At 54.3% G+C, this 22,215-nt stretch carries 18 protein-coding genes and 1 pseudogene; 14 read left to right on the top strand and 5 right to left on the bottom strand.

Features of this window, described 5'->3' with window-relative positions:
* Nucleotides 1-46: 46 nt before the first annotated feature.
* Nucleotides 47-1,087: an NADP(H)-dependent aldo-keto reductase gene (locus ACI2I2_RS13705; protein ID WP_404658397.1), complete on the bottom strand. Its 1,041-nt coding sequence runs from the start codon at nt 1,085-1,087 to the stop codon at nt 47-49.
* Between the two features lie 64 nt (nt 1,088-1,151).
* On the opposite strand from ACI2I2_RS13705, the gene ACI2I2_RS13700 reads away from it, so the two are divergent.
* Entirely contained in the window at nt 1,152-1,352 is a 201-nt protein-coding gene (locus ACI2I2_RS13700; RefSeq protein ID WP_404658396.1) for a hypothetical protein, read from the top strand.
* A 26-nt stretch (nt 1,353-1,378) separates the two neighbouring features.
* Here the strand turns inward: ACI2I2_RS13700 and ACI2I2_RS13695 are convergent, their stop codons facing one another.
* From ACI2I2_RS13695 to ACI2I2_RS13680, 4 genes are all read right to left on the bottom strand, one after another.
* Nucleotides 1,379-1,597, bottom strand: coding sequence for a YgdI/YgdR family lipoprotein (locus tag ACI2I2_RS13695; protein ID WP_097162008.1), 219 nt, complete (start codon nt 1,595-1,597; stop codon nt 1,379-1,381).
* Between the two features lie 124 nt (nt 1,598-1,721).
* On the bottom strand, nt 1,722-2,435 hold the full coding sequence (locus tag ACI2I2_RS13690) for a TerC family protein (RefSeq protein WP_404658395.1): 714 nt from the start codon (nt 2,433-2,435) through the stop codon (nt 1,722-1,724).
* A 69-nt stretch (nt 2,436-2,504) separates the two neighbouring features.
* On the bottom strand, nt 2,505-3,191 hold the full coding sequence (mutH, locus tag ACI2I2_RS13685) for a DNA mismatch repair endonuclease MutH (RefSeq protein WP_404658394.1): 687 nt from the start codon (nt 3,189-3,191) through the stop codon (nt 2,505-2,507).
* A gap of 56 nt (nt 3,192-3,247) precedes the next feature.
* The gene (locus ACI2I2_RS13680; RefSeq protein WP_404658393.1) at nt 3,248-3,433 is read right to left on the bottom strand and encodes a hypothetical protein; all 186 of its coding nucleotides are present in this window, start codon (nt 3,431-3,433) and stop codon (nt 3,248-3,250) included.
* Between ACI2I2_RS13680 and ACI2I2_RS13675 the strand changes: the two are divergent.
* The 13 genes and pseudogenes from ACI2I2_RS13675 to recD form a co-directional block, all read left to right on the top strand.
* Nucleotides 3,379-3,510, top strand: a pseudogene (locus tag ACI2I2_RS13675) (hypothetical protein); the annotation flags it as partial. The gene ACI2I2_RS13680 and the pseudogene ACI2I2_RS13675 sit on opposite strands and share 55 nt — an antisense overlap.
* Before the next feature lie 364 nt (nt 3,511-3,874).
* Nucleotides 3,875-4,405: an RNA pyrophosphohydrolase gene (gene rppH, locus ACI2I2_RS13670; protein WP_404658392.1), complete on the top strand. Its 531-nt coding sequence runs from the start codon at nt 3,875-3,877 to the stop codon at nt 4,403-4,405.
* 12 nt (nt 4,406-4,417) lie between these two features.
* On the top strand, nt 4,418-6,664 hold the full coding sequence (gene ptsP / locus ACI2I2_RS13665; protein WP_404658391.1) for a phosphoenolpyruvate--protein phosphotransferase: 2,247 nt from the start codon (nt 4,418-4,420) through the stop codon (nt 6,662-6,664).
* Between the two features lie 184 nt (nt 6,665-6,848).
* The gene (lgt, locus tag ACI2I2_RS13660; RefSeq protein ID WP_330982826.1) at nt 6,849-7,721 is read left to right on the top strand and encodes a prolipoprotein diacylglyceryl transferase; all 873 of its coding nucleotides are present in this window, start codon (nt 6,849-6,851) and stop codon (nt 7,719-7,721) included.
* Nucleotides 7,722-7,727: 6 nt separating this feature from the next.
* Nucleotides 7,728-8,522: a thymidylate synthase gene (gene thyA, locus ACI2I2_RS13655; protein ID WP_330982827.1), complete on the top strand. Its 795-nt coding sequence runs from the start codon at nt 7,728-7,730 to the stop codon at nt 8,520-8,522.
* Nucleotides 8,523-8,690: 168 nt separating this feature from the next.
* Entirely contained in the window at nt 8,691-9,161 is a 471-nt protein-coding gene (locus ACI2I2_RS13650; protein ID WP_404658390.1) for a prepilin peptidase-dependent protein, read from the top strand.
* Nucleotides 9,152-9,709: a prepilin peptidase-dependent protein gene (locus ACI2I2_RS13645; RefSeq protein WP_404658389.1), complete on the top strand. Its 558-nt coding sequence runs from the start codon at nt 9,152-9,154 to the stop codon at nt 9,707-9,709. Before ACI2I2_RS13650 ends, ACI2I2_RS13645 begins: the two co-directional genes overlap by 10 nt.
* The gene (locus tag ACI2I2_RS13640) at nt 9,706-10,113 is read left to right on the top strand and encodes a DUF2509 family protein (protein WP_404658388.1); all 408 of its coding nucleotides are present in this window, start codon (nt 9,706-9,708) and stop codon (nt 10,111-10,113) included. Before ACI2I2_RS13645 ends, ACI2I2_RS13640 begins: the two co-directional genes overlap by 4 nt.
* Entirely contained in the window at nt 10,098-10,418 is a 321-nt protein-coding gene (locus ACI2I2_RS13635; protein WP_404658387.1) for a prepilin-type N-terminal cleavage/methylation domain-containing protein, read from the top strand. The genes ACI2I2_RS13640 and ACI2I2_RS13635 overlap by 16 nt, the downstream gene beginning before the upstream one ends.
* Before the next feature lie 29 nt (nt 10,419-10,447).
* Nucleotides 10,448-13,816: an exodeoxyribonuclease V subunit gamma gene (recC, locus tag ACI2I2_RS13630; RefSeq protein ID WP_404658386.1), complete on the top strand. Its 3,369-nt coding sequence runs from the start codon at nt 10,448-10,450 to the stop codon at nt 13,814-13,816.
* Nucleotides 13,817-13,942: 126 nt separating this feature from the next.
* On the top strand, nt 13,943-16,831 hold the full coding sequence (gene ptrA / locus ACI2I2_RS13625) for a pitrilysin (RefSeq protein WP_404658385.1): 2,889 nt from the start codon (nt 13,943-13,945) through the stop codon (nt 16,829-16,831).
* Nucleotides 16,828-20,370: an exodeoxyribonuclease V subunit beta gene (gene recB / locus ACI2I2_RS13620; RefSeq protein ID WP_404658384.1), complete on the top strand. Its 3,543-nt coding sequence runs from the start codon at nt 16,828-16,830 to the stop codon at nt 20,368-20,370. The genes ptrA and recB overlap by 4 nt, the downstream gene beginning before the upstream one ends.
* Nucleotides 20,367-22,205: an exodeoxyribonuclease V subunit alpha gene (gene recD, locus ACI2I2_RS13615; RefSeq protein WP_404658383.1), complete on the top strand. Its 1,839-nt coding sequence runs from the start codon at nt 20,367-20,369 to the stop codon at nt 22,203-22,205. The genes recB and recD overlap by 4 nt, the downstream gene beginning before the upstream one ends.
* Nucleotides 22,206-22,215: the final 10 nt, after the last annotated feature.

Below are 22,215 nucleotides of genomic sequence, written 5' to 3'. Positions count from 1 at the left end.
TCATCCGGCAATAAAAAAGGGAACCGTCTGGTTCCCTTTTTACCTCTTACGGTGCCGGGTAGGTATACACCTGATGCACCGCTTCAATTTCTGCCAGCACGTCTTCGCTCAGCTCCAGATGATAGCTCTCCACATTGGTTTTAAGCTGTTCCATCGTTGTGGCGCCCAGCAAGGTGCTGGCCACGAACGGCTGGCGACGGACAAATGCCAGCGCCATCTGTGCCGGATCAAGGCCGTGGCGTTTCGCGATATCAACATAGGCCGCAACGGCTTTCTGTGCTTGCTCGCCGCTGTAGCGAGTAAAGCGGCTGAACAGCGTATTACGTGCCCCCGCTGGTTTGGCTCCGTTGAGGTATTTACCTGTCAGCGTGCCAAACGCCAGGCAAGAGTACGCCAGCAGTTCAACGCCTTCATACTGGCTCACTTCCGCCAGACCTACTTCGTAGCTGCGGTTCAGCAAGCTGTACGGGTTCTGGATGGTCACGATACGTGGCAGGTCATGTTTATCCGCCAAATGCAGATAGCGCATCACACCGAATGCGGTTTCGTTGGAGACGCCGATGTAGCGAATCTTGCCCGCACGCTGGAATTCTGTCAGGGCTTCCAGGGTTTCAAGCAGCGTAACCACCGGCTGTGACTCGGTCCACTGATAGCCCAGTTTGCCGAAGCAGTTGGTGGCACGCTGAGGCCAGTGAACCTGATAGAGGTCGAGATAATCGGTTTGCAGTCGGGTCAGGCTGTTATGCAGCGCATCGCGAATGTTTTTGCGATCGAGAGCCTGATTAGGCCGAATGCCGCTGTCGTTATTACGCGACGGGCCGCTGACTTTTGAAGCCAGCACCAGCTTTTCACGGCTGCCGTGTTTTGCCAGCCAGTTGCCGACGTAGGTTTCTGTCAGCCCTTGAGTTTCCGGGCGAGGAGGGACAGGGTACATCTCTGCGACGTCAATCAGGTTAATACCCTGAGAAACGGCGTAATCGAGCTGTGCATGGGCGTCGGCTTCGCTGTTTTGTTCACCAAACGTCATTGTGCCAAGCCCCAGAGTACTGATCTCCAGTGAGCTGTGGGGGATACGGTGATAGTGCATAGCCGCCTTCCTTTATCTGAATCAACAACGTCAGGCGTAACCCGCCCGACAAAGGAATATAAACATGGCAGATGCGAGGAAAAAGCGGAAGCAAAAAATCAAAAAGGGCAGCGGAGCGGAGCTGATAATGATGATGAACACATCACGAGGCAGGACGAACAAAAAACACCTGATAAAAAATAAGGAAAATCAATTTATTGATTTTCGCCTGATCATCACAAAGAAGGAAAAACCACGTTTTTTCCTTCTTTGTCTGCCAATATGAGGCCAGCGTGGCTGACCTGTTTTCTTTTAGCGCTTAATGATTTGGGAGACATCGTCACGGTTGATTTGCATTCTGTTGCCTTGCTGATCTTCGTAACTGATGAGGCCAGTGTCATCATCAACTTCTGGCTTGCCGTCCGTCAGGATCATACGGCCATCTTTTGTTGCCATCACGTAGTCACTGCTGCAACCGGAAACAGCAAAAGCCAGCCCTACCGCGGAAATCAAAACTGCCCATTTTGTCATCGTTATCACCCTTATATGACCGCAACTCCTATCATTCTAGTAATAACCCGGTATGCAGTAAGTAAAAAGCAGTAAAATCTTAAAAAGTTTGCGGGGCAGCGCGCAAATTGGCGCTGCCAGATGTTTAAAGCGGATTCTTTTTGTTTCGCAACAGGTTAAGGCTTTCCACCGCGATAGAGAAAAACATCGCGAAATAGATATAGCCTTTCGGGATGTGAATGCTGAAGCTTTCCAGCATTAAGGTGAAGCCCACCAGAATCAGGAAGGAAAGCGCCAGCATTTTGACGGACGGGTGGCGGTCAACAAACTCGCCAATCGGGCGAGCAGCGAACATCATCACGCCAACGGCAATCACCACGGCGGCCATCATGATGAACAGATGGTCGGAAAGCCCGACGGCGGTAATCACGGAATCCAGGCTGAAGATAATATCGAGCAACATTATCTGCACGATCGCGCCAAAGAAGGAGTGCACGTTGGTCTTGAGGCTCTCTTCTTCGCCCTCAATCGTCTCGTGGATCTCTTTACTGGCTTTCCAGATAAGGAACAGCCCACCCAACAGCAAGATCAGATCACGGGCAGAGAACGCGTGTTCAAACAGCGTAAACAGTGGATTGGTCAGCTTCACAACCCAGGCGATAGAGGCCAACAGTGCCAGACGCATGAGCATCGCAGCCATCAAACCGATGCGGCGGGCATGGTTACGCTGTGCTGTAGGGAGTTTCGCGACGACCAAGGAAAGGAAAATAATATTATCGATACCCAGCACAATCTCGAGAATGGTCAGTGTTCCAAGAGCCATCCACGCGTTGGGATCGGTTATCCATGCAAATAACATTGTAAATCCTGCCAAATACTAAAAGCGCAATTATAAGCCTTTGCGCCTGCATAACCCAAACGAATAGTGTCAGAGCAAAAAGTGGTGGGCGAGCAGGGCGGCGGTGAAATTCTTCTTCAGATAGAAACCGCGCGGCAGTGTCATGATCGGTTCGCCGTGAAGCCCTACGGCTTCCGTCAGCGCTTTGCTGTTGGCGGCTTTGGGCCGAAGCTGTAAGACCTCGCCGTGGCGGGCGGTGATACGTTCCACCTGCCCGAGCACAATCAAATCCATCAGTTCTTCCCAGTCCATCCGCAGCTGGTGTTCTTCTTCTTCACTCGGGCTCCACAGCAGCGGCGCACCCACGCGGCGTTCAGCAAGGGGAATGGAGCGCTCACCTTCGACAGGCACCCAAAGCACGCGTTTGAGCTTATGACGTACGTGGCTGGTTTCCCAGGTCACACCGCTGTTGCCGGTGAGCGGGGCCACACAGACAAAGGTGGTTTCGAGAGGACGTCCATTGCTATCGACAGGGATCGTCTTCAGTTCGACGCCCAGCGCGGCAAAGTCTTGCTCGGGTTTGCTGCCCGCGCTGGCACCTAGCCAGATTTCGAGCAAAACGCCGATCCAGCCTTTGTCACGTTTTAGATCCGGAGGAATAGGGAGCTTTGCCATCGCCGCCAGCTCACCCAGGCTGTATCCCGCAAGTTGCTGTGCCTGGCTCAAAAGTTGAGCTTCTGACAGCGGGGGATGACGCAGTGGAGTAAGAATGGACATAACGCAACACCTTTGGTGAAAAAATGAGCGGGGATTTATCCCGTTGTGGAAGAAGTTTACCTCTTTCTGGATAACTTAACCAATGTGATGATTTTAATGTGTTTTTTGTTCCCTGGGGGAGCCAATTCTAACGACTTAAAAAGGTTACCCTCATTCTGGTCACTGACAATGAACAGGATCTTACACCCTGTTATCCACAGAAAAATGGGATAACTGTGAAAAAGTGCCACTACTGTTTCCATTTACAGCCTTGACGTGCGACGAAAATCCAATTTTCACACAAAAAGTGTCTAAGTTAGTGGCACAATCTGTGGATAAAAACGACGTTGCTCGATCTTTCATCAGTCAAAGGATCTCCTGTGTGACGAGTATCACGTTGTTGCAGGTTTAATGAAAAATCACTACGCTAAGCTAATGAATAGATTACTATTATAATTCCAGTGAAAATGCCTGCTTTTCGGAGTATTCAGGGTTTTCCCGCGGTAATTCCACACTTCTTCACAAGTCTATCCACAGAAAAAGTGAATAAAATGGCGTTGAAAAGGCTCTCGCTGTTTATAACTTTGATGATTACTGTGAGTTATTCAAATGTTATCCGGTGTTACTGCCGAAAGAGAGTGGTTTACCGTTTCCGGCGAGTGTGAAACAATCATTCACATTGAAGATTATTTAGAGGTAGTCCGGTGATTGATGACGATGGCTACCGCCCAAATGTTGGAATTGTAATCTGCAACCGCCAGGGCCAGGTGATGTGGGCCCGGCGGTATGGTCAGCACTCCTGGCAATTCCCTCAGGGAGGGATAAATCCAGGTGAATCTGCTGAACAGGCAATGTATCGGGAATTGTTTGAAGAGGTCGGTTTAAGCCGTAAAGATGTACGGATACTGGCTTCTACCCGAAACTGGCTGCGCTACAAGTTGCCAAAACGTTTGGTGCGTTGGGACACAAAGCCGGTTTGTATCGGCCAGAAACAAAAATGGTTTCTTCTGCAGTTGATGAGCAGCGATGCCGACATCAACATGCAAACCAGCAGTACACCGGAGTTCGATGGCTGGCGTTGGGTAAGTTACTGGTATCCGGTGCGTCAGGTGGTGTCGTTTAAACGCGATGTCTACCGTCGGGTGATGAAAGAATTCGCGGGTGTTGTCATGTCGCTGACGGAGGCTCCTCCTAAGCCGCAAAGCGCGCCTGCCTGGCGACGTAAAAGAGGTTAAGCCACGCACATTATGCTCACCCGGTTGCGAGAAATAGTCGAGAAAGTGGCCAGTGCGCCCCGTGTTAACGAGGCTCTCGATATTTTGGTCACGGATATCTGCCAGGCAATGGAAACCGAGGTCTGCTCGGTTTACCTGGCCGATCACGACAGGCGCTGTTACTACCTGATGGCGACACGGGGGCTGAAAAAGCCACGGGGCCGCACCATTACGCTCGCATTCGACGAGGGTATTGTGGGCCTGGTGGGGCGCCTGGCGGAACCTATCAATCTTGCCGATGCGCAAAAACACCCCAGTTTCAAATACATCCCGTCAGTAAAAGAAGAAAAATACCGTGCTTTCCTGGGGGTGCCGATCATACAGCGCCGCCAGTTGCTCGGTGTCCTGGTTGTTCAGCAGCGGGAACTTCGTCAATACGATGAAAGCGAAGAGTCCTTCCTCGTTACGCTTGCCACGCAGATGGCCGCCATTCTTTCCCAGTCACAGCTCACCGCGCTGTTTGGCCAGTATCGCCAGACCCGTATTCGCGCATTGCCTGCTTCCTCGGGCGTGGCGATAGCTGAAGGCTGGATGGATGCCACTCTCCCGCTAATGGAGCAGGTCTATGAAGCTTCCACGCTGGACACAGCGTCGGAACGCGAACGCCTGACAGGGGCACTGGAAGAGGCTGCGGGCGAGTTCCGCCGCTACAGCAAACGCTTTGCGGCCGGGGCGCAGAAAGAAACCGCGGCCATTTTCGATCTTTATTCACACCTGCTTTCTGACGCCCGTTTGCGTAAAGAGCTGTTCGCCGAAGTGGACAAAGGCTCCGTCGCTGAATGGGCCGTCAAAACCATCATTGAGAAGTTCGCCGCCCAATTTGCTGCGCTAAGCGATGGTTATCTCAAAGAACGCTCTGGAGATTTACGCGCACTTGGGCAGCGCCTGCTGTTCCATCTTGATGATTCCATTCAGGGCGCAAATGCCTGGCCTGAGCGTTTTGTGCTGGTGGCAGATGAACTTTCTGCGACCACGCTCGCGGAAGTGCCGCAAGACAGGCTGACAGGCGTGGTGGTGCGAGACGGTGCAGCCAACTCGCATGCCGCAATTATGGTTCGTGCGCTGGGCATTCCGACGGTGATGGGCGCGGATATTCAGCCTTCTGTCCTGCATGGTCGCATGCTGGTGGTAGATGGCTATCGTGGCGAGCTGTTGGTCGACCCTGAGCCAGTGCTGCTGCAGGAATATCAGCGTCTCATCAGCGAAGAAAACGAGCTTAGCCGTATTGCTGAAGACGATGTCGATCGTCCTGCACAGCTGAAAACGGGCGAACGAGTCAAAGTCATGCTCAATGCGGGTCTCAGCCCGGAGCATGAGCAAAAGCTCGGGAGCCGCATCGACGGTATCGGTCTGTACCGTACCGAAATCCCGTTTATGCTACAGAGCGGTTTCCCGTCTGAAGAAGAGCAGGTTTCCCAGTATCAAGGCATGTTGCAGATGTTCAACGACAAGCCGGTCACGCTGCGAACGCTCGATGTCGGTGCGGATAAACAACTGCCGTACATGCCTATCAGTGAAGAAAACCCTTGCCTGGGCTGGCGTGGTATACGCATCACGCTCGACCAGCCGGAAATTTTCCTCATCCAGGTTCGCGCCATGCTACGAGCCAATGCGGCGACAGGGAATCTCAGCATTCTGCTGCCGATGGTGACCAGCATTGATGAAATTGATGAGGCAAAACGCCTGATCGAACGTGCCGGGCGAGAAGTGGAAGAGATGATTGGCTATGAAATCCCGAAACCGCGTATCGGCGTGATGCTGGAAGTGCCGTCGATGGTCTTCCTGATGCCACACCTGAGCAGCCGGGTGGATTTCATTTCTGTCGGAACGAACGATTTAACGCAGTATCTGTTGGCCGTGGATCGCAACAACACCCGCGTGGCAAGCATCTACGACAGTCTTCATCCTGCGTTGTTGCGTGCGCTATCGATGATCGCCCAGGATGCTGAACGCCATGGCATCGATCTGCGAGTGTGCGGTGAAATGGCGGGCGATCCGATGTGCGTTACCATTCTGGTTGGCCTTGGGTTCCGTCATCTTTCCATGAACGGGCGTTCTGTGGCTCGCGTGAAATACATGCTTCGCAACATCGAACTGGCCGATGCGCAAAATCTGGCGCAGCGCAGTCTCGAAGCCCAACTCACCACGGAAGTTCGCCATCAGGTGGCCGCCTTTATGGAACGCCGTGGGCTGGGTGGTTTAATTCGCGGTGGCCGCTAAAGCCTGAAGACCCTCTTCATCCCCGAAGAGGGTTCGATCATTTAGCTATACAGATCTTTTACATCTTTCCTCGCCTCACCCTTTCCCGGCTTATGCTATCATTCGCCACTTTGGAGCAGCCGTTTGGCTGCTGATCGCTACCGCTGACCACTTTCAGCGGAATAACAAGTATTTGTGGTGACAGATGAACAGTGGGTATCTGCATTTCCCGGACTTCGATCCGGTGATTTTCTCCATCGGACCGGTTGCGCTTCACTGGTATGGCTTGATGTACCTGGTGGGCTTTGTGTTCGCCATGTGGCTGGCAACTCGCAGGGCGAATCGCCCGGGTAGCGGCTGGACAAAAAACGAAGTCGAAAACTTGCTGTATGCAGGCTTCCTCGGGGTTTTCCTCGGCGGGCGTATTGGCTATGTCCTGTTTTACAACATGCCTGTTTTCCTGCAAGACCCGCTCTACCTGTTCCGCGTCTGGGACGGTGGAATGTCCTTCCACGGCGGCCTGATTGGCGTGATCGTGGTGATGATTGTCTTTGCGAAACGCACCAAACGCACCTTCTTCCAGGTGGCCGATTTCATTGCGCCGCTGATCCCATTTGGTCTGGGTTGTGGGCGACTGGGCAACTTTATCAACGGCGAGCTGTGGGGCCGCGTTGATCCGAGTTTCCGCTTCTCCATGCTGTTCCCAGGCTCACGTGCGGAAGACCTGGCGCTGCTGCCATCGCACCCGGAATGGCAGTCTCTGTTTGATCAATACGGCGTGCTGCCGCGTCATGCCTCGCAACTTTACGAGCTGGCGCTGGAAGGCGTGGTGCTGTTTATCATCCTTAATTTGTTTATCCGCAAACCGCGTCCTACCGGGTCAGTTTCCGGGCTGTTCCTGATTGGCTACGGCTTGTTCCGCATCATCGTTGAGTTTTTCCGCCAGCCAGATGCGCAGTTCACCGGCGCGTGGGTGCAGTACATCAGCATGGGCCAGATCCTGTCCATTCCGATGGTGCTTGCGGGGATTATCATGATGGTTTGGGCTTATCGTCGCCCGCAGCAACAAGTGTCCTGAGGAACCATGAAACAGTATCTTGATTTGATGCAAAAGGTGCTTGATGAAGGCGCCCAAAAAAATGACCGCACCGGCACCGGCACGCTGTCGATTTTCGGCCACCAGATGCGTTTTAATCTGCAGGAAGGTTTCCCGCTGGTGACCACCAAGCGCTGTCATCTGCGCTCCATCATTCATGAGCTGCTGTGGTTCCTGAAAGGCGACACCAACGTGGCTTACCTGCATGAAAACAATGTCTCCATTTGGGATGAATGGGCAGACGAGCAGGGCAATCTTGGGCCTGTATACGGCAAGCAATGGCGTGCGTGGCCCACTCCGGATGGTCGCCATATCGATCAAATCACCACCGTCATGAATCAGCTGAAAAACGATCCGGATTCACGCCGCATCATCGTTTCTGCCTGGAACGTGGGCGAACTGGATAAAATGGCGCTGGCACCGTGCCACGCGTTTTTCCAGTTCTACGTGGCAGACGGTAAGCTCTCCTGCCAGCTGTATCAGCGTTCCTGTGACGTGTTCCTCGGCCTGCCGTTCAACATCGCCAGCTATGCTCTGCTGGTGCACATGATGGCGCAGCAGTGCGACCTGGAAGTTGGTGATTTTGTCTGGACCGGGGGCGATACGCACCTGTACAGCAACCACATGGAACAGACTCACCTGCAGCTAACCCGCGAGCCGAGAGCATTGCCGAAGCTGATTATCAAACGTAAACCGGCGTCTATCTTTGACTACCAGTTTGATGATTTTGAAATCGAAGGCTATGACCCGCATCCGGGTATCAAAGCGCCAGTGGCTATCTAATTCGAGTCACTTCTACAAAAACCGGCCAATGGCCGGTTTTGTTTTTTCTGAGGCGCACTTCCTGTGTTAATGCAACGGCCTGCAAGCCACGCCGTTTGTGCTGAATCCTCCTCGTAATGTCCTGATTTCCTGTTCGCATTGCCTTTTCGCAAGCGACATAGTTCGCCCATGAAACGAGAACAGGGCTACACCCTTATTGAAATGCTGGTTGCGATATCGCTGATGATTGTCCTCAGCGCAGGCGGCCTTTATGGCTGGCAACGCTGGCAGCAGCAACAGCGGCTTTGGCAAACTGCCTCGCAGGTCAGGGACTATCTGGTGATGCTGCGTAATGACGCCAACTGGCATAACCGCGATCGTCTGCCGCGAAAAGAAAGCCACGGCGCAAGCTGGTGCCTGAATGCGGCAGATGAAGGCACAGCGGATTGCACATCTGAACATCTGTTGGTGTTGCGTCCACAGTGGCCTGAAGTGGTGCTCAGTGAACTGACCCCGTCGCTGGCTTTTTACGGCTTACGCAACACTGCCTGGCCCGGTCATATCACGCTTAAAAGCGGAGAGACCAGCTGGACCATCGTTATCTCTAACTGGGGGCGAGTCCGTTTGTGCAGGGACGGGAGTGACGTTGCGTGTCAGTAAATCAACAGGGGTTTTCGCTGGTGGAGGTGCTCATCGCGATGGCGATCAGCAGTGTGCTCTTGCTCGCCTCCGCGCGGTTTTTACCGGCATTACAAATGATGGCGATAAAGCAAACCCAGCGTCAGGCGCTGAATGAGGAAATCTGGCAGCGCGTGTTTACGATCTCTCGCCAGATACAGCGAGCAGGCTTTTGCCGTGGAACCTGTGTCGGAGAAGGGCTTGTACTTGAGTCACATTGCCTGCTGTCTCGCTGGGACAGCAATCTGAACGGCAAATGGGAAGAGACACCCGCCAACGCGGCTGAAGTGACTGGCATCAGACTGCAAAACGGTGCAATTGAAACGCTGCGCGGGGCGACAAACTGCGTGGGGAAAGGATGGGAGAAAATGACGGATCCTGATTTTATGCTGATTGACGACTTCAGCGTCACCCGGCACGACAGCAGCGGTTTTCCGCCCGAGTTTACGCTGAAGCTGCAAGGGCATTTGACATCGCGTCCGAAAACTCAAATGTCCGCCAGCTACAGCGTGACAGGACATAATCTGTGAAAAATGAGCAAGGCATGTCCTCTTTGCTGCTGGTTCTGCTGATGTTGGTGCTTGGCAGCCTGACATTGCAGGGGCTGGGTGTTCAGCATCAGGCATTGCTCTCGCAGGCCAACATGGAAATGACCGCCTTGCAGGAGAGTGCCAACGCAGGTTCTTTGCTGGAATGGGGAAGCGTGAATCCCTGGACGTCAGGGCAGGATGAACAATGTGTGCAAATGGCCCTTTATCATGGACGCGTTTGTTTGCGCGTTTTTGAAGATGACACGGTACTCATGATGGCAAACAGCGGCGGGCAATTTCGTTGGCTTACAGGGGTTTTAAATAACAACACTCTTCAGTTTGATAGCCATGGCTGGAGTGATTTCTGCCCACGTAAGGAGGCGGCACAATGTCAGCTTCCTTAAATCGAGAGCAAGGTTTTAGCCTGCCAGAGGTATTGCTCAGCGTGGTGTTGATGATCATGGTAGTCACCGCGCTGACCGGCGGGATAAGCCATATTGCCAACGGGAATGCGCAGCTCGCTCAATACCGGCAGCTCTGGCGCGAAGCATGGCGGCAAACACAGCGGCAAAGCATACCTCCCGGCGAAAACTGGCAGGCCAACCGTGTGCAGACAAGTTACCAAAGATGTGTCAGCATCTCAGTCACGATCACCACGCCATTGGGCCGACAGGGGAAAATGTCCCGTCTGCATTGCCCACACCGTTAATGGCTTAACCGCGAGCGTCAGGAGCGAATATGTTACGGGTCTACCACTCCAACCGTCTGGATGTGCTGGAAGCATTGATGGAGTTTATTGTTGAGCAGGACCGGCTCAGCGACCCTTTCGAACCTGAAATGGTGCTGGTACAGAGTACCGGCATGGCGCAATGGCTGCAGATGATGCTATCAAAACGCTTTGGCATCGCGGCGAATATCGATTTTCCCCTCCCGGCGAGCTTTATCTGGGACATGTTTGTACGCGTTTTGCCTGATATCCCCGAGCAAAGCGCCTTTAACAAGCAAAGCATGAGCTGGAAGCTAATGACACTGCTGCCAGAGATGCTAGAACTTGAGGCGTTCGCACCGTTGCGTCACTACCTGGCGGAAGACAGCGATAAACGCAAACTCTTCCAGTTGGCCTCGCGCGTGGCGGATCTTTACGATCAGTATCTGGTTTATCGTCCGGAATGGCTGACTCGCTGGGAAGCCGATCAACTTGTAGATGGCATCGACGATGCACAGCTGTGGCAGGCACCTTTATGGAAAGCGCTGGTGGAACATACTGCCGCGCTAGGGCAGCCGCTCTGGCACCGTGCCAACCTCTACCAGCGTTTTATTTCGGCTCTGGAGAACAGCGACCAGCCACCGACTGGGCTGCCGTCTCGTGTCTTTATTTGTGGGATCTCTGCGCTTCCTCCTGTGTATCTTCAGGCTTTGCAGGCATTAGGGAAACACGTTGATGTCTATGTCCTTTTCACCAACCCTTGCCGTTACTACTGGGGCGACATCAAAGATCCGGCATTTCTGGCAAAACTGATGGCACGCCAGCGCCGACATCATCGGGAACAGCGTGAATTACCGCTGTTTCGTGATGCGGAACAAGCGCCTGCTCTCTTCAATGCCGAAGGTGAACAGGATATTGGCAACCCTATGCTGGCTTCGTGGGGCAAACTGGGCCGGGATTACATCTACCTGCTTGCGGGGCTGGAACGCTATCAGGAGCTGGATGCGTTTGTGGATATTGAGCCTGACAATCTGCTGCATAACCTGCAGTACGATGTGCTCGAACTGCAGAATCACGCTATCGCCGGGCGTACCGCGGAAGAGTTTGCGAACAGCAAAAGTAAACGAACATTAGATCCTGATGATCGCAGCCTGACGATCCACGTTTGTCACAGCCCCCAGCGTGAAGTGGAAGTCTTGCACGACAGGCTGCTGGCAATGCTGGAAGCCGATCCTGAGCTCACCCCGAGGGACATCATTGTGATGGTGTCGGATATCGACAGCTACAGCCCCTTCATTCAGGCGGTGTTTGGCAGCGCGAGTGGCGAGCGGTATGTGCCGTGGGCAATCTCGGACAGGCGTGCCCGACAATCTCACCCCGCCTTGCAGGCCTTTATCACCTTACTTTCTTTGCCGGATAGCCGCTTTGCCAGTGAAGATGTGCTCGCGTTGCTGGATGTGCCGGTGATTGCGGCGCGTTTCAATATCGATGAGGAAGGGCTGCGCTATTTACGCCAGTGGGTGAATGAATCGGGCATCCGTTGGGGTCTGGATGATGACAACGTGCGGGAGTGGGAACTGCCTGCAACCGGGCAGCATACGTGGCAGTTTGGCCTGACGAGAATGTTGTTGGGCTATGCCATGGAAAGTGCGCAGGGCGAGTGGCATTCCGTATTACCTTACGATGAATCGAGTGGTCTGATTGCGGAACTGGTGGGGCATCTGGCGTCGTTATTGATGAAACTGAACCAGTGGCGACAAACGCTGGTGGAGGAGAGAAGCCTTGCGGACTGGTTGCCCGTTTGCCGGGAAATGCTCACCGATTTCTATCTTCCAGATACTGACACCGAGGCTGCACTGGCGCTGATTGAACAGCAGTGGCAGGGAATCATCGATCAGGGGCTGGCCTCGCATTACGGCGAAACCGTGCCGCTGTCTTTGCTGCGCGATGAGTTAGCGCAGCGTCTTGACCAGGAGCGTATTAGCCAGCGTTTCCTCGCCGGACCGGTGAACATCTGTACCCTGATGCCGATGCGTTCGATTCCTTTCAAAGTGGTGTGCTTGCTGGGGATGAATGATGGCATCTACCCGCGTGCGCTTGCCCCGCTTGGTTTTGATTTGATGAGCCAGAAACCGGTTCGTGGCGACCGTAGCCGTCGTGATGACGACCGCTATCTGTTCCTGGAAGCGCTGATGTCCGCCGAACAAAAGCTTTACATCAGCTACATCGGCCGCTCGATTCAGGACAACAGCGAACGCTATCCCTCGGTGCTGGTTCAGGAACTGGTTGACTACATTGGTCAGAGCCATTGCCTGAGCGGCGACGAAGCATTGAACTGCGATGAAAGCGAGCAAAAGGTCAAACAGCACATCACGCAATTGCACACCCGCATGCCGTTCGATGCTGCCAATTTCCAGCCAACGGAAAGCCAAAGCTATGCCCATGAGTGGCTGGCGGCTGCGAGTCAGCAGGGCGAAGCGCACAGTGAGTTTATCCAGCCGTTGCCACCGCTAACGATTGAATCCTTGCCCTTTGAGCAACTGCAGCGCTTCTGGCTGCATCCGGTACGAGCCTTTTTCCAGATGCGCTTGCAGGTCAATTTCCGCACCGAAGAGAATGAGATCCCCGAAACGGAACCCTTCACCCTGGAAGGGTTGACCCGCTACCAGCTTAATCAACAGCTGGTCAATACGCTGGTGGATGAACAGGATGCAGGCCTGATGTTCAGGCGATTCCGTGCCGCTGGTGAGCTGCCCTACGGCGCGTTTGGTGAAATAGCCTGGGACAGCCAGCGTCAGGAAATGCAGGCGCTGGCCGACAGGGTGAATGCCTGTCGCCAGCCCGCGAAAAGTCTGGAAATCGATTTGCACTGTGACGGCGTCAACATTACCGGATGGCTGCCGCAGGTACAGTCGGACGGTCTGTTACGCTGGCGTCCGTCTTTGCAGAACGTCTCGCAGGGAATGCAACTTTGGCTGGAGCATCTTGTCTACTGTGCGAGTGGCGGAACAGGCGAGAGCAGGCTGTTTCTTCGTAAAGAAGGCGAGTGGCGATTCCCACCGCTTTCGGCACAGGAAGCCTTGCAATACCTGGCTGAACTGGTGAAAGGCTATCGGGAGGGCATGTCTCAACCGCTGCTGTTTTTGCCCGAAAGCGGAGGTGCATGGCTGAAGGCCTGTTACGACGCCGAAAATAATGTCATGTTATGGGATGAAGAGACACAGCAAAAAGCTCGTGGCAAGTTTATACAAGCCTGGGAAGGCGGAATGATGGTGAATGGCGAAGGGGCCGATGTATGGTATCAGCGCTTATGGCGTACCCTGGAACCGGAAACGTACGAAGCGATCATTGCGCAGGCCGAACGTTATCTGGCCCCCATTTTTCGCTTCAACCAGGCTTAAGCGCTGTATAAAAATTGCGCAGTGATTCGCTTTCCATTATTATGCGCAACTTGTCACGGACTGATGTTCACCAGTGAGGCTGCCATTGAGAGCCGCCCAGAAGTTTGTTAATGATGAGGTCCGTGAATGCCCCGCAGCACCTGGTTACATGCCGTATTTATCTTGTTGTTCGCCCTCTGGGCACCGTTAAGTCAGGCCGACACCGGATGGCAACCGATACAAGAGACCATCCGCAAAAGCGAAAAAGATCCACGTCAGTATCAGGCTATCAAGCTGGATAATGGCATGGTGGTGCTGTTGGTATCTGATCCGCAGGCCGTAAAATCCCTGTCCGCATTGGTTGTTCCTGTCGGTTCGCTTGAAGATCCGGATACCCATCCTGGACTGGCCCATTTTCTGGAACATATGACCCTGATGGGGTCCAAAAAATATCCACAGCCTGACAGCCTTGCCGAATATTTGAAAATGCACGGCGGGAGCCACAACGCCAGTACTGCGCCTTATCGCACCGCGTTCTATCTCGAAGTCGAAAATGATGCGCTGGAAGGGGCTGTCGACAGGCTTGCGGATGCCATTGCCGAACCGCTGCTTGATAAAAAATATGCAGACCGCGAGCGTAACGCCGTCAATTCTGAGTTGACGATGGCTCGCAGTCGTGACGGTATGCGTATGGCACAAGTGAGTGCCGAAACCATCAACCCAAAACACCCGGGCGCGCGCTTCTCTGGCGGTAATCTTGAAACCCTGAGCGACAAACCGGGTAGCCCGGTACTGGACGCGCTACTGGCATTTCGCGATAAATACTATTCAGCCAACCTGATGAAAGCGGTAATTTACAGCAATAAGCCGTTGCCTGAACTGGCGAAAATGGCTGCCGAAACCTGGGGACGAGTGCCGGATAAGAACATTACTCGCCCGGAAATTACCGTGCCTGTTGTCACTGATGCTCAGAAAGGCATCATCATTCACTACGTGCCAGCGGTACCGCGCAAAGTCCTGCGCGTTGAATTCCGTATCGACAACAACACCGATCAATTCCGCAGTAAAACTGATGAACTGGTGACTTACCTGATTGGCAATCGTAGCCCGGGAACGCTGTCAGACTGGCTGCAACAGCAGGGGCTGGTTGAAGGCATTCGCGCGGATTCTGATCCGGTGGTGAACGGCAACAGCGGCGTGCTGGCGATCTCCGCGACCTTAACGGATAAAGGCCTCGCACACCGCGATCAGGTCGTTGCGGCGATCTTCAGCTATCTGAACCTGATGCGTGAAAAAGGCATCGACAAAACATATTTCGATGAGCTGGCGCATGTGCTGGATCTGGATTTCCGTTATCCGTCGATTAACCGCGATATGGACTACGTCGAATGGCTGGCTGACACCATGATCCGTGTGCCGGTTGAGCACACGCTGGATGCGGTCAATATTGCCGATCACTACGATGCCAAAGCGATCCACGATCGTCTGGCGATGATGACGCCGCAGAATGCGCGTGTCTGGTACATCAGCCCGAATGAACCGCATAACAAAACAGCTTACTTTGTCGATGCGCCGTATCAGGTCGATAAAATTGACGACAAAACGTTTGCTCAGTGGCAGCAGGAAGCCGGGAAAATTACCCTGCAATTGCCGACACTGAACCCTTATATTCCGGATGATTTCTCGCTGATTAAAACGGAAAAAGTCACCGAGAAGCCGCAGCTTATTGTGGATGAACCTCAGTTGCGTGTGGTGTATACCCCAAGCCGTTATTTCGCCAGTGAACCGAAAGCGGATGTCACTCTCGTGCTGCGTAACCCGCATGCGATGGACAGCGCTCGTAATCAGGTGATGTTTGCCCTCAACGATTATCTGGCGGGGATTGCACTGGACCAACTGAGCAACCAGGCTGCGGTCGGCGGTATCAGCTTCTCGACGGGCGCCAATAATGGCCTGATGGTCAACGCGAACGGGTACACCCAACGTTTACCGCAGCTGTTTGACGCGCTGCTTCAGGGCTATTTCAGCTACCAGCCAACCGAAGAGCAGCTTGAGCAGGCGAAATCCTGGTACACGCAAATGATGGATTCTGCTGAGAAAGGCAAAGCCTTTGACCAGGCCATCATGCCCATTCAGATGCTTTCTCAGGTGCCGTATTTCCAGCGTGAAGAGCGTCGGGCATTGCTGCCATCCATCACGCTTAAAGATGTGCTGGCCTGGCGAGACAGTTTAAAAACAGGGGCTCGTCCGGAATTTATGGTTGTCGGTAACATGACGGCCGATCAGTCCATCACGCTTGCACGTGAAGTGCAGAAGCAACTGAATGCTCATGGCACTGAATGGTGTCGCAACAAAGATGTGGTGGTGGATAAAAAACAAAACGCCATCTTTGAGAAAGCGGGCAGCAGCAGCGATTCTGCACTGGCAGCCGTGTTTGCGCCGCCAAATGCCGACGAGTTCAGCAGTTCCGCTGCCAGCGCCATGCTGGGGCAAATCGTTCAGCCGTGGTTCTACAATCAACTGCGTACGGAAGAACAGCTAGGCTATGCCGTGTTTGCTTTCCCGATGAGCATCGGACGTCAGTGGGGCATGGGCTTCCTGCTGCAAAGTAACGACAAGCAGCCAGATTTCCTGTGGAAGCGCTTTAAAGCCTTCTTCCCAACGGCGGAAGCCAAATTGCGCGCAATGAAGCCGGAAGAGTTCGCTCAAATTCAGCAGGCGGTGATCACCCAAATGCTGCAGCCGCCGCAAACGTTAGGTGATGAGGCCTCGAAGCTCAGCAAAGATTTCGATCGCGGTAATATGCAGTTTGATTCACGTGATAAAGTAGTGGCTCAGATTAAACTGCTGACGCCGCAAAAACTTGCCGATTTCTTCCATCAGACGGTGGTGGAGCCGCAGGGTATGACGGTCCTTTCACAGGTCTCCGGAAGCCAGAACGGGAAAGCCGAGTACGTGCACCCGAAAGGCTGGAAAGTGTGGAAGAGCGTCAGCGCGTTGCAGCAAACCATGCCGCTGATGAGAGAGAATGAATGACCGAGACCGCCGAGTCCTTAAATCCCCTGCGCTTACCGCTTTGTGGTGAGCGCCTGATTGAAGCCTCTGCGGGCACCGGAAAAACCTACACCATCGCCGCTCTGTATCTGCGGCTGTTGCTCGGACTGGGCGGCGAGGCCGCCTTTGTCCGTCCGGTGAATGTTGAAGAGTTGCTGGTCGTAACGTTCACCGAGGCCGCCACTAAAGAATTGCGCGGCCGCATCCGCAGCAACATTCACGAACTGCGCATCGCCTGTCTGCGAAACAGCACCGACAATCCTCTTTACGCCAGCCTTCTTGAAGAAATTCCTGACTGCGAACAAGCTGCCGAAGTCTTGCTGCTTGCCGAACGACAGATGGACGAAGCGGCGGTGTTTACCATCCACGGTTTCTGTCAGCGCATGCTAAGCCTCAATGCGTTTGAGTCAGGCATGCTGTTTGAACAGCAGCTGATCGAAGATGAATCCCGCTTACGTTTCCAGGCTTGTGCCGATTTCTGGCGTCGCCATTGTTATCCTCTGCCTCGCGAAGTGGCTGAAGCCGTTCATGCCAGCTGGAAAGGGCCGCAGGATCTGCTCAAAGCTATCGATCGCTACCTTCAGGGCGAAGCGCCACAGCTGAAAATCCCACCTTCCGATGAAACGCTGATTGCCCGTCACCAGCAGATAGTTGAACAGATCGCCGGGATCAAAGCCCAGTGGTTGGCGTCTGTGGGTGAAATTGGCGATCTGCTGGAGAATTCCGATCTCGATCGTCGCAAGTTCAATCGCGGCAATCAGGGAAAATGGATCGACAAAATTAGCGCGTGGGCCAGTGAAGAACAGACCGGCTACCAGCTGCCGGATTCGCTGGAGAAATTTGCGCAATCGTTCCTGTATTCGCGCACTAAAGAAGGCGGAACGCCGCCGGTACATCCGCTCTTTTCAACTATTGAAGATCTTCTGGCTGCACCTCCCTCGCTCAATGACTTGGTTATCTCCCGCGCGATGGTTGAAATTCGTGAGGCTGTGGCGAGAGAGAAACGCCGACGCGGCGAACTCGGTTTTGACGACATGCTGAGCCGACTGGATGAAGCGCTGCAAAGCGAGAGCGGAGAAGCATTAGCTGCCGCTATTCGGCAACGTTTTCCGGTGGCGATGATCGACGAATTTCAGGACACCGACCCACAGCAGTATCGCATTTTCCGCCGTATCTGGCGGCAACAGGCAGATACGGCATTACTGTTGATTGGCGACCCGAAACAGGCCATCTACGCCTTTCGTGGCGCGGATATTTTTACCTACATGCGTGCCCGTGGTGATGTTTCCGCGCACTACACGCTGGATACCAACTGGCGCTCAGCGCCGGGCGTTGTCGAGAGCGTTAACCAATTATTCAGCACGACTGACAATCCTTTCATGTTCCGGGATATCCCCTTTTTGCCGGTAAAATCCGCCCCGAAAAATCAGGGACTGCGGTTCGAGCTAAAAGACGAAAACCAACCGGCCATGAGCTTCTGGCTGATGCCTGGCGCCAATGTTGGCGCGGGGGAGTATCAAAGTTTTATGGCGCAACTTTGCGCCGGGCAAATTCGGGACTGGCTCAGCGCCGGGCAGCGTGGTGAAGCCTTGCTGTGGCGGGGGGATAAGTCGCGTCCGGTTCAGGCATCAGACATTACCGTGCTGGTGCGTAACCGCCAGGAAGCGGCTCAGGTGCGTGATGCACTGAACGTACTTGGCATTCCTTCCGTGTATTTATCCAACCGCGACAGCGTGTTCGAAACGCCAGAAGCACAGGAATTACTGTGGCTGCTGCAGGCCGTGCTAACTCCAGAGCGTGAGACCAGTTTGCGCTGTGCGCTGGCCAGTTCGCTGTTTGGTCTGAATGCCCAGGACATTGAAAAACTCAATCTGGATGAAGTGGCGTGGGATGAACTGGTGGAAGAGTTCAGCCGTTATCGTCAGCTCTGGCAACAGCGCGGCGTCATGGCGATGCTGCGTGCGTTGATGGCCGCCAGGCATATCGCCGAAAACCTGCTGGCGACGCAGGGGGGTGAACGTCGTCTGACCGACATTTTGCACCTCAGCGAACTCTTACAGGAAGCGGCGGGCCAGCTGGAAAGCGAACATGCGCTTATGCGCTGGCTGGCACAGCAAATCGGTGACCCTGACAGTGGGTCTTCCAGCCAGCAGATGCGTCTGGAAAGCGACAAGCATCTGGTGCAAATCGTCACCGTGCATAAATCGAAAGGGCTGGAATATTCGCTGGTCTGGCTGCCGTTTATTGCCCGTTATCGCAAACAGGATCAGGCGTTTTATCACGACAGGCAGTCCTTCGCCGCGGTGCTGGATTTGCATAACGCCGAAGAGAGCCTGGAACTGGCTGAGGCCGAACGCCTGGCGGAAGATTTACGCCTGCTGTACGTCGCCCTGACGCGCGCTATCTGGCATTGCAGTCTTGGCATTGCCCCGCTTAGCCCTCGACGCAGTGACAAAGCAACAGACACTGAACTGCATCACAGCGCGATTGGGCGTCTGGTGCAAAAAGGGGAAGCGAAAGATGCCGCCGGGCTTGAAGCCTGCCTGCGTGAGCTTTGCAATGAACATGTTTCGCTGGAGATCCCGGCGTTGCCTGTTGCTGAGCGCTGGCAGCCCATAGCGCCAGAGATGCCGGAATTGCAGGCCAAAGAGATGCAAAGGCGCATCGTGGATGACTGGCGCGTCACCAGTTATTCCGGCTTGCAGCAGCGCGGACACAGTGCCGCGCAGGATTTGCTCCCGCGTCTTGATATTGATGCCGCTGGTGTGACCGATGTGCCTGAAGAGCCTGAACTGACGCCGCATACCTTCCCGCGCGGAGCCTCGCCGGGAACGTTTTTGCACAGCCTGTTTGAAGAGATTGATTTTACGCAGCCGGTATCAGAAGCCTGGATGCAGGAGCAACTGGAGCGCAATGGTTTTGATGCTCACTGGACTCCTGTGCTAACGCAATGGCTGGCGACCGTGTTGCAGACACCGCTAGCGGGGCCGGGAATATCGCTCAGCCAGTTAACGGCACGCGACATGCAGGTCGAAATGGAATTCTATTTACCGATTGAACAATTGTTGGTGCCGCAGGCGCTGGACGCGCTGATTCGCCAGCATGACCCGCTTTCTGCACCCTGTCCGCCGCTAGAATTCCGCCAGGTGAGCGGCATGCTGAAGGGCTTCATCGACTTAGTCTTCCGCCATGACGGGCGCTATTACCTGCTCGATTACAAATCAAACTGGTTGGGTGAAAACAGCGAAGCCTACACCCAGGTCGCGATGGCTCAGGCAATGCAGTCTCACCGTTACGATCTGCAATACCAGCTTTATAGCCTCGCACTGCACCGTTATCTGCGCCATCGCCTTGGGGATTACGATTACGACAGCCATTTTGGCGGCGTTATCTATCTGTTTTTGCGTGGCGTTGACGGAGGGGATAGCGGGCAAGGCGTATTCTCGACTCGTCCAACACGAGAACTGATCGACGGTCTGGATTCGCTCTTTTCCGGCGTGTCACAGGAGGTGATGTCATGACGATGGAGACGTTGCTGCTGGAGGCCGCCCAGCAAAAACTACTGCGTCCGTTAGACGTGCAGTTTGCGCTGATGGTGGCGCAGAATGACCATCCTGCCGTTTTGCTGGCTGCCGCGCTGTTGAGTCGTGATGCCGGGGAAGGGCACGTCTGTTTGCCGCTTTCACGCTATCATGAAGATGAACAAGCGAGTGGACGTGCTCAGGCGTTATGGCGGCAGCTCTTTGCTCTGGCTGAACCTGTGAGCGAAATCGAATCGCGATTGCAGGCCTCGCCTGCGGTGAGTGATGGTTCTGATGCCACGCCGTTGGTGTTGAGTGAAGGGCGACTGTACCTCAATCGCATGTGGAACAATGAATTAACGATTGCCCGCTTCTTCACGCAGTCTGAATCCGGTTCTGCTGGCGATCACGTTCAGCTAAAGAATGCGCTGGCCGCGCTTTTCCCTGCTTCCGCAGAGACAGACTGGCAGAAAGTGGCTGCCGCAGTGGCGTTAACGCGAAGGATCTCGGTCATTTCTGGTGGCCCAGGCACCGGGAAAACCACCACGGTGGCAAAACTGTTGGGCGCATTGATTCAGACGAACAGCTTGCCAAAATGCCGTATTCGCCTTGCCGCACCAACAGGTAAGGCTGCAGCTCGGTTAACCGAGTCACTGGGCGCAGCGCTGCGTCAGTTGCCGCTCACCGATGAACAGAAAGCGCTTCTGCCGACCGAAGCAGGCACGTTGCATCGCTTGCTTGGAGCCCAACCCGGTAGCCAGCGCCTGCGTCATCACGCAGGCAATCCCTTGCATCTGGATGTATTGGTTGTGGATGAAGCCTCAATGATTGACTTGCCCATGATGGCGAGACTTATTGCGGCGTTGCCTGCTCATGCAAGAGTCATTTTCCTCGGTGACCGCGATCAGCTAGCTTCCGTAGAAGCTGGCGCGGTGCTGGGCGATATCTGCGCCTGGGTGAATGAAGGCTATACGCCAGAGCGCGCGCAAGAATTGAGCGAGCTGACAGGTTATTCGGTGCCTGCGGGGAGCGGAACACAAGCGGGAGCACTGCGAGACAGCCTGTGCCTGCTGCAAAAGAGTTACCGTTTTGGCAGCCATTCCGGCATCGGTCAGTTAGCCAGAGCCGTGAATCAAGGCGATGCGCAGGCGATGAAAAATGTGTTCGCCCAGGGGTTTTCTGACATCGCCCTAAAAGCGCTGCGCACGACGGCAGACTACGAAATCATGCTTGAAGAAGCCTTTCAGGGCTACACCGATTATCTGGAACGATTAAAAGCCAGAGCGGAATCGGCGGAAATTCTGGAAGCATTTAGTCATTATCAGTTGCTCTGCGCATTGCGCGAGGGGCCGTACGGTGTCGCAGGGTTGAATGAGCAGCTCGAACAATTATTGGCGCGTAAGCGTCGTATTCAGCCCTCACGCCACTCTCGCTGGTATGAAGGGCGTCCGGTGATGATTGCCCGTAACGACAGCGCGCTGGGGTTGTTTAACGGGGATATTGGCATCGCGCTCGACAGAGGAAACGGCCTGCGTGTCTGGTTCCCGATGCCGGATGGCAGCATCAAATCAGTACAGCCCAGTCGCCTGCCAGAGCATGACACCGCCTGGGTGATGACGGTGCACAAATCACAGGGCTCTGAATTCAAACATGCAGCGTTGATTTTGCCCTCTCAGCCTGTCCCGATAGTGACCCGAGAGCTGGTGTATACCGCGATCACCCGTGCCAAAGAGCAGTTGTCGATGTACGCCGATGAAACGCTTCTGGCGAAAGCCATTACGCTGAAAACAGAACGCCGAAGTGGGTTGGCGGCGCTATTTGCGAAGATGGGGTAGATGGCTCGCC

This window comes from Scandinavium sp. NPDC088450 (assembly GCF_044900545.1).
Taxonomy (GTDB): Bacteria; Pseudomonadota; Gammaproteobacteria; order Enterobacterales; family Enterobacteriaceae; genus Scandinavium.
This window is presented reverse-complemented; position numbering and strand designations above follow the sequence as displayed.

Excerpts from the sequence above, each read along its gene's own strand:
- ptsP (WP_404658391.1), top strand. The coding sequence starts at position 4,418 with ATGCTCACCCGGTTGCGAGAAATAGTCGAGAAAGTGGCCAGTGCGCCC.
- ACI2I2_RS13695 (WP_097162008.1), bottom strand. The coding sequence starts at position 1,597 with ATGACAAAATGGGCAGTTTTGATTTCCGCGGTAGGGCTGGCTTTTGCT.
- recD (WP_404658383.1), top strand. The coding sequence starts at position 20,367 with ATGACGATGGAGACGTTGCTGCTGGAGGCCGCCCAGCAAAAACTACTG.
- ptrA (WP_404658385.1), top strand. The coding sequence starts at position 13,943 with ATGCCCCGCAGCACCTGGTTACATGCCGTATTTATCTTGTTGTTCGCC.
- ACI2I2_RS13680 (WP_404658393.1), bottom strand. The coding sequence starts at position 3,433 with ATGGAAACAGTAGTGGCACTTTTTCACAGTTATCCCATTTTTCTGTGG.
- thyA (WP_330982827.1), top strand. The coding sequence starts at position 7,728 with ATGAAACAGTATCTTGATTTGATGCAAAAGGTGCTTGATGAAGGCGCC.
- recC (WP_404658386.1), top strand. The coding sequence starts at position 10,448 with ATGTTACGGGTCTACCACTCCAACCGTCTGGATGTGCTGGAAGCATTG.
- mutH (WP_404658394.1), bottom strand. The coding sequence starts at position 3,191 with ATGTCCATTCTTACTCCACTGCGTCATCCCCCGCTGTCAGAAGCTCAA.
- lgt (WP_330982826.1), top strand. The coding sequence starts at position 6,849 with ATGAACAGTGGGTATCTGCATTTCCCGGACTTCGATCCGGTGATTTTC.
- ACI2I2_RS13650 (WP_404658390.1), top strand. The coding sequence starts at position 8,691 with ATGAAACGAGAACAGGGCTACACCCTTATTGAAATGCTGGTTGCGATA.
- ACI2I2_RS13705 (WP_404658397.1), bottom strand. The coding sequence starts at position 1,087 with ATGCACTATCACCGTATCCCCCACAGCTCACTGGAGATCAGTACTCTG.
- recB (WP_404658384.1), top strand. The coding sequence starts at position 16,828 with ATGACCGAGACCGCCGAGTCCTTAAATCCCCTGCGCTTACCGCTTTGT.
- ACI2I2_RS13700 (WP_404658396.1), top strand. The coding sequence starts at position 1,152 with ATGGCAGATGCGAGGAAAAAGCGGAAGCAAAAAATCAAAAAGGGCAGC.
- ACI2I2_RS13635 (WP_404658387.1), top strand. The coding sequence starts at position 10,098 with ATGTCAGCTTCCTTAAATCGAGAGCAAGGTTTTAGCCTGCCAGAGGTA.
- ACI2I2_RS13690 (WP_404658395.1), bottom strand. The coding sequence starts at position 2,435 with ATGTTATTTGCATGGATAACCGATCCCAACGCGTGGATGGCTCTTGGA.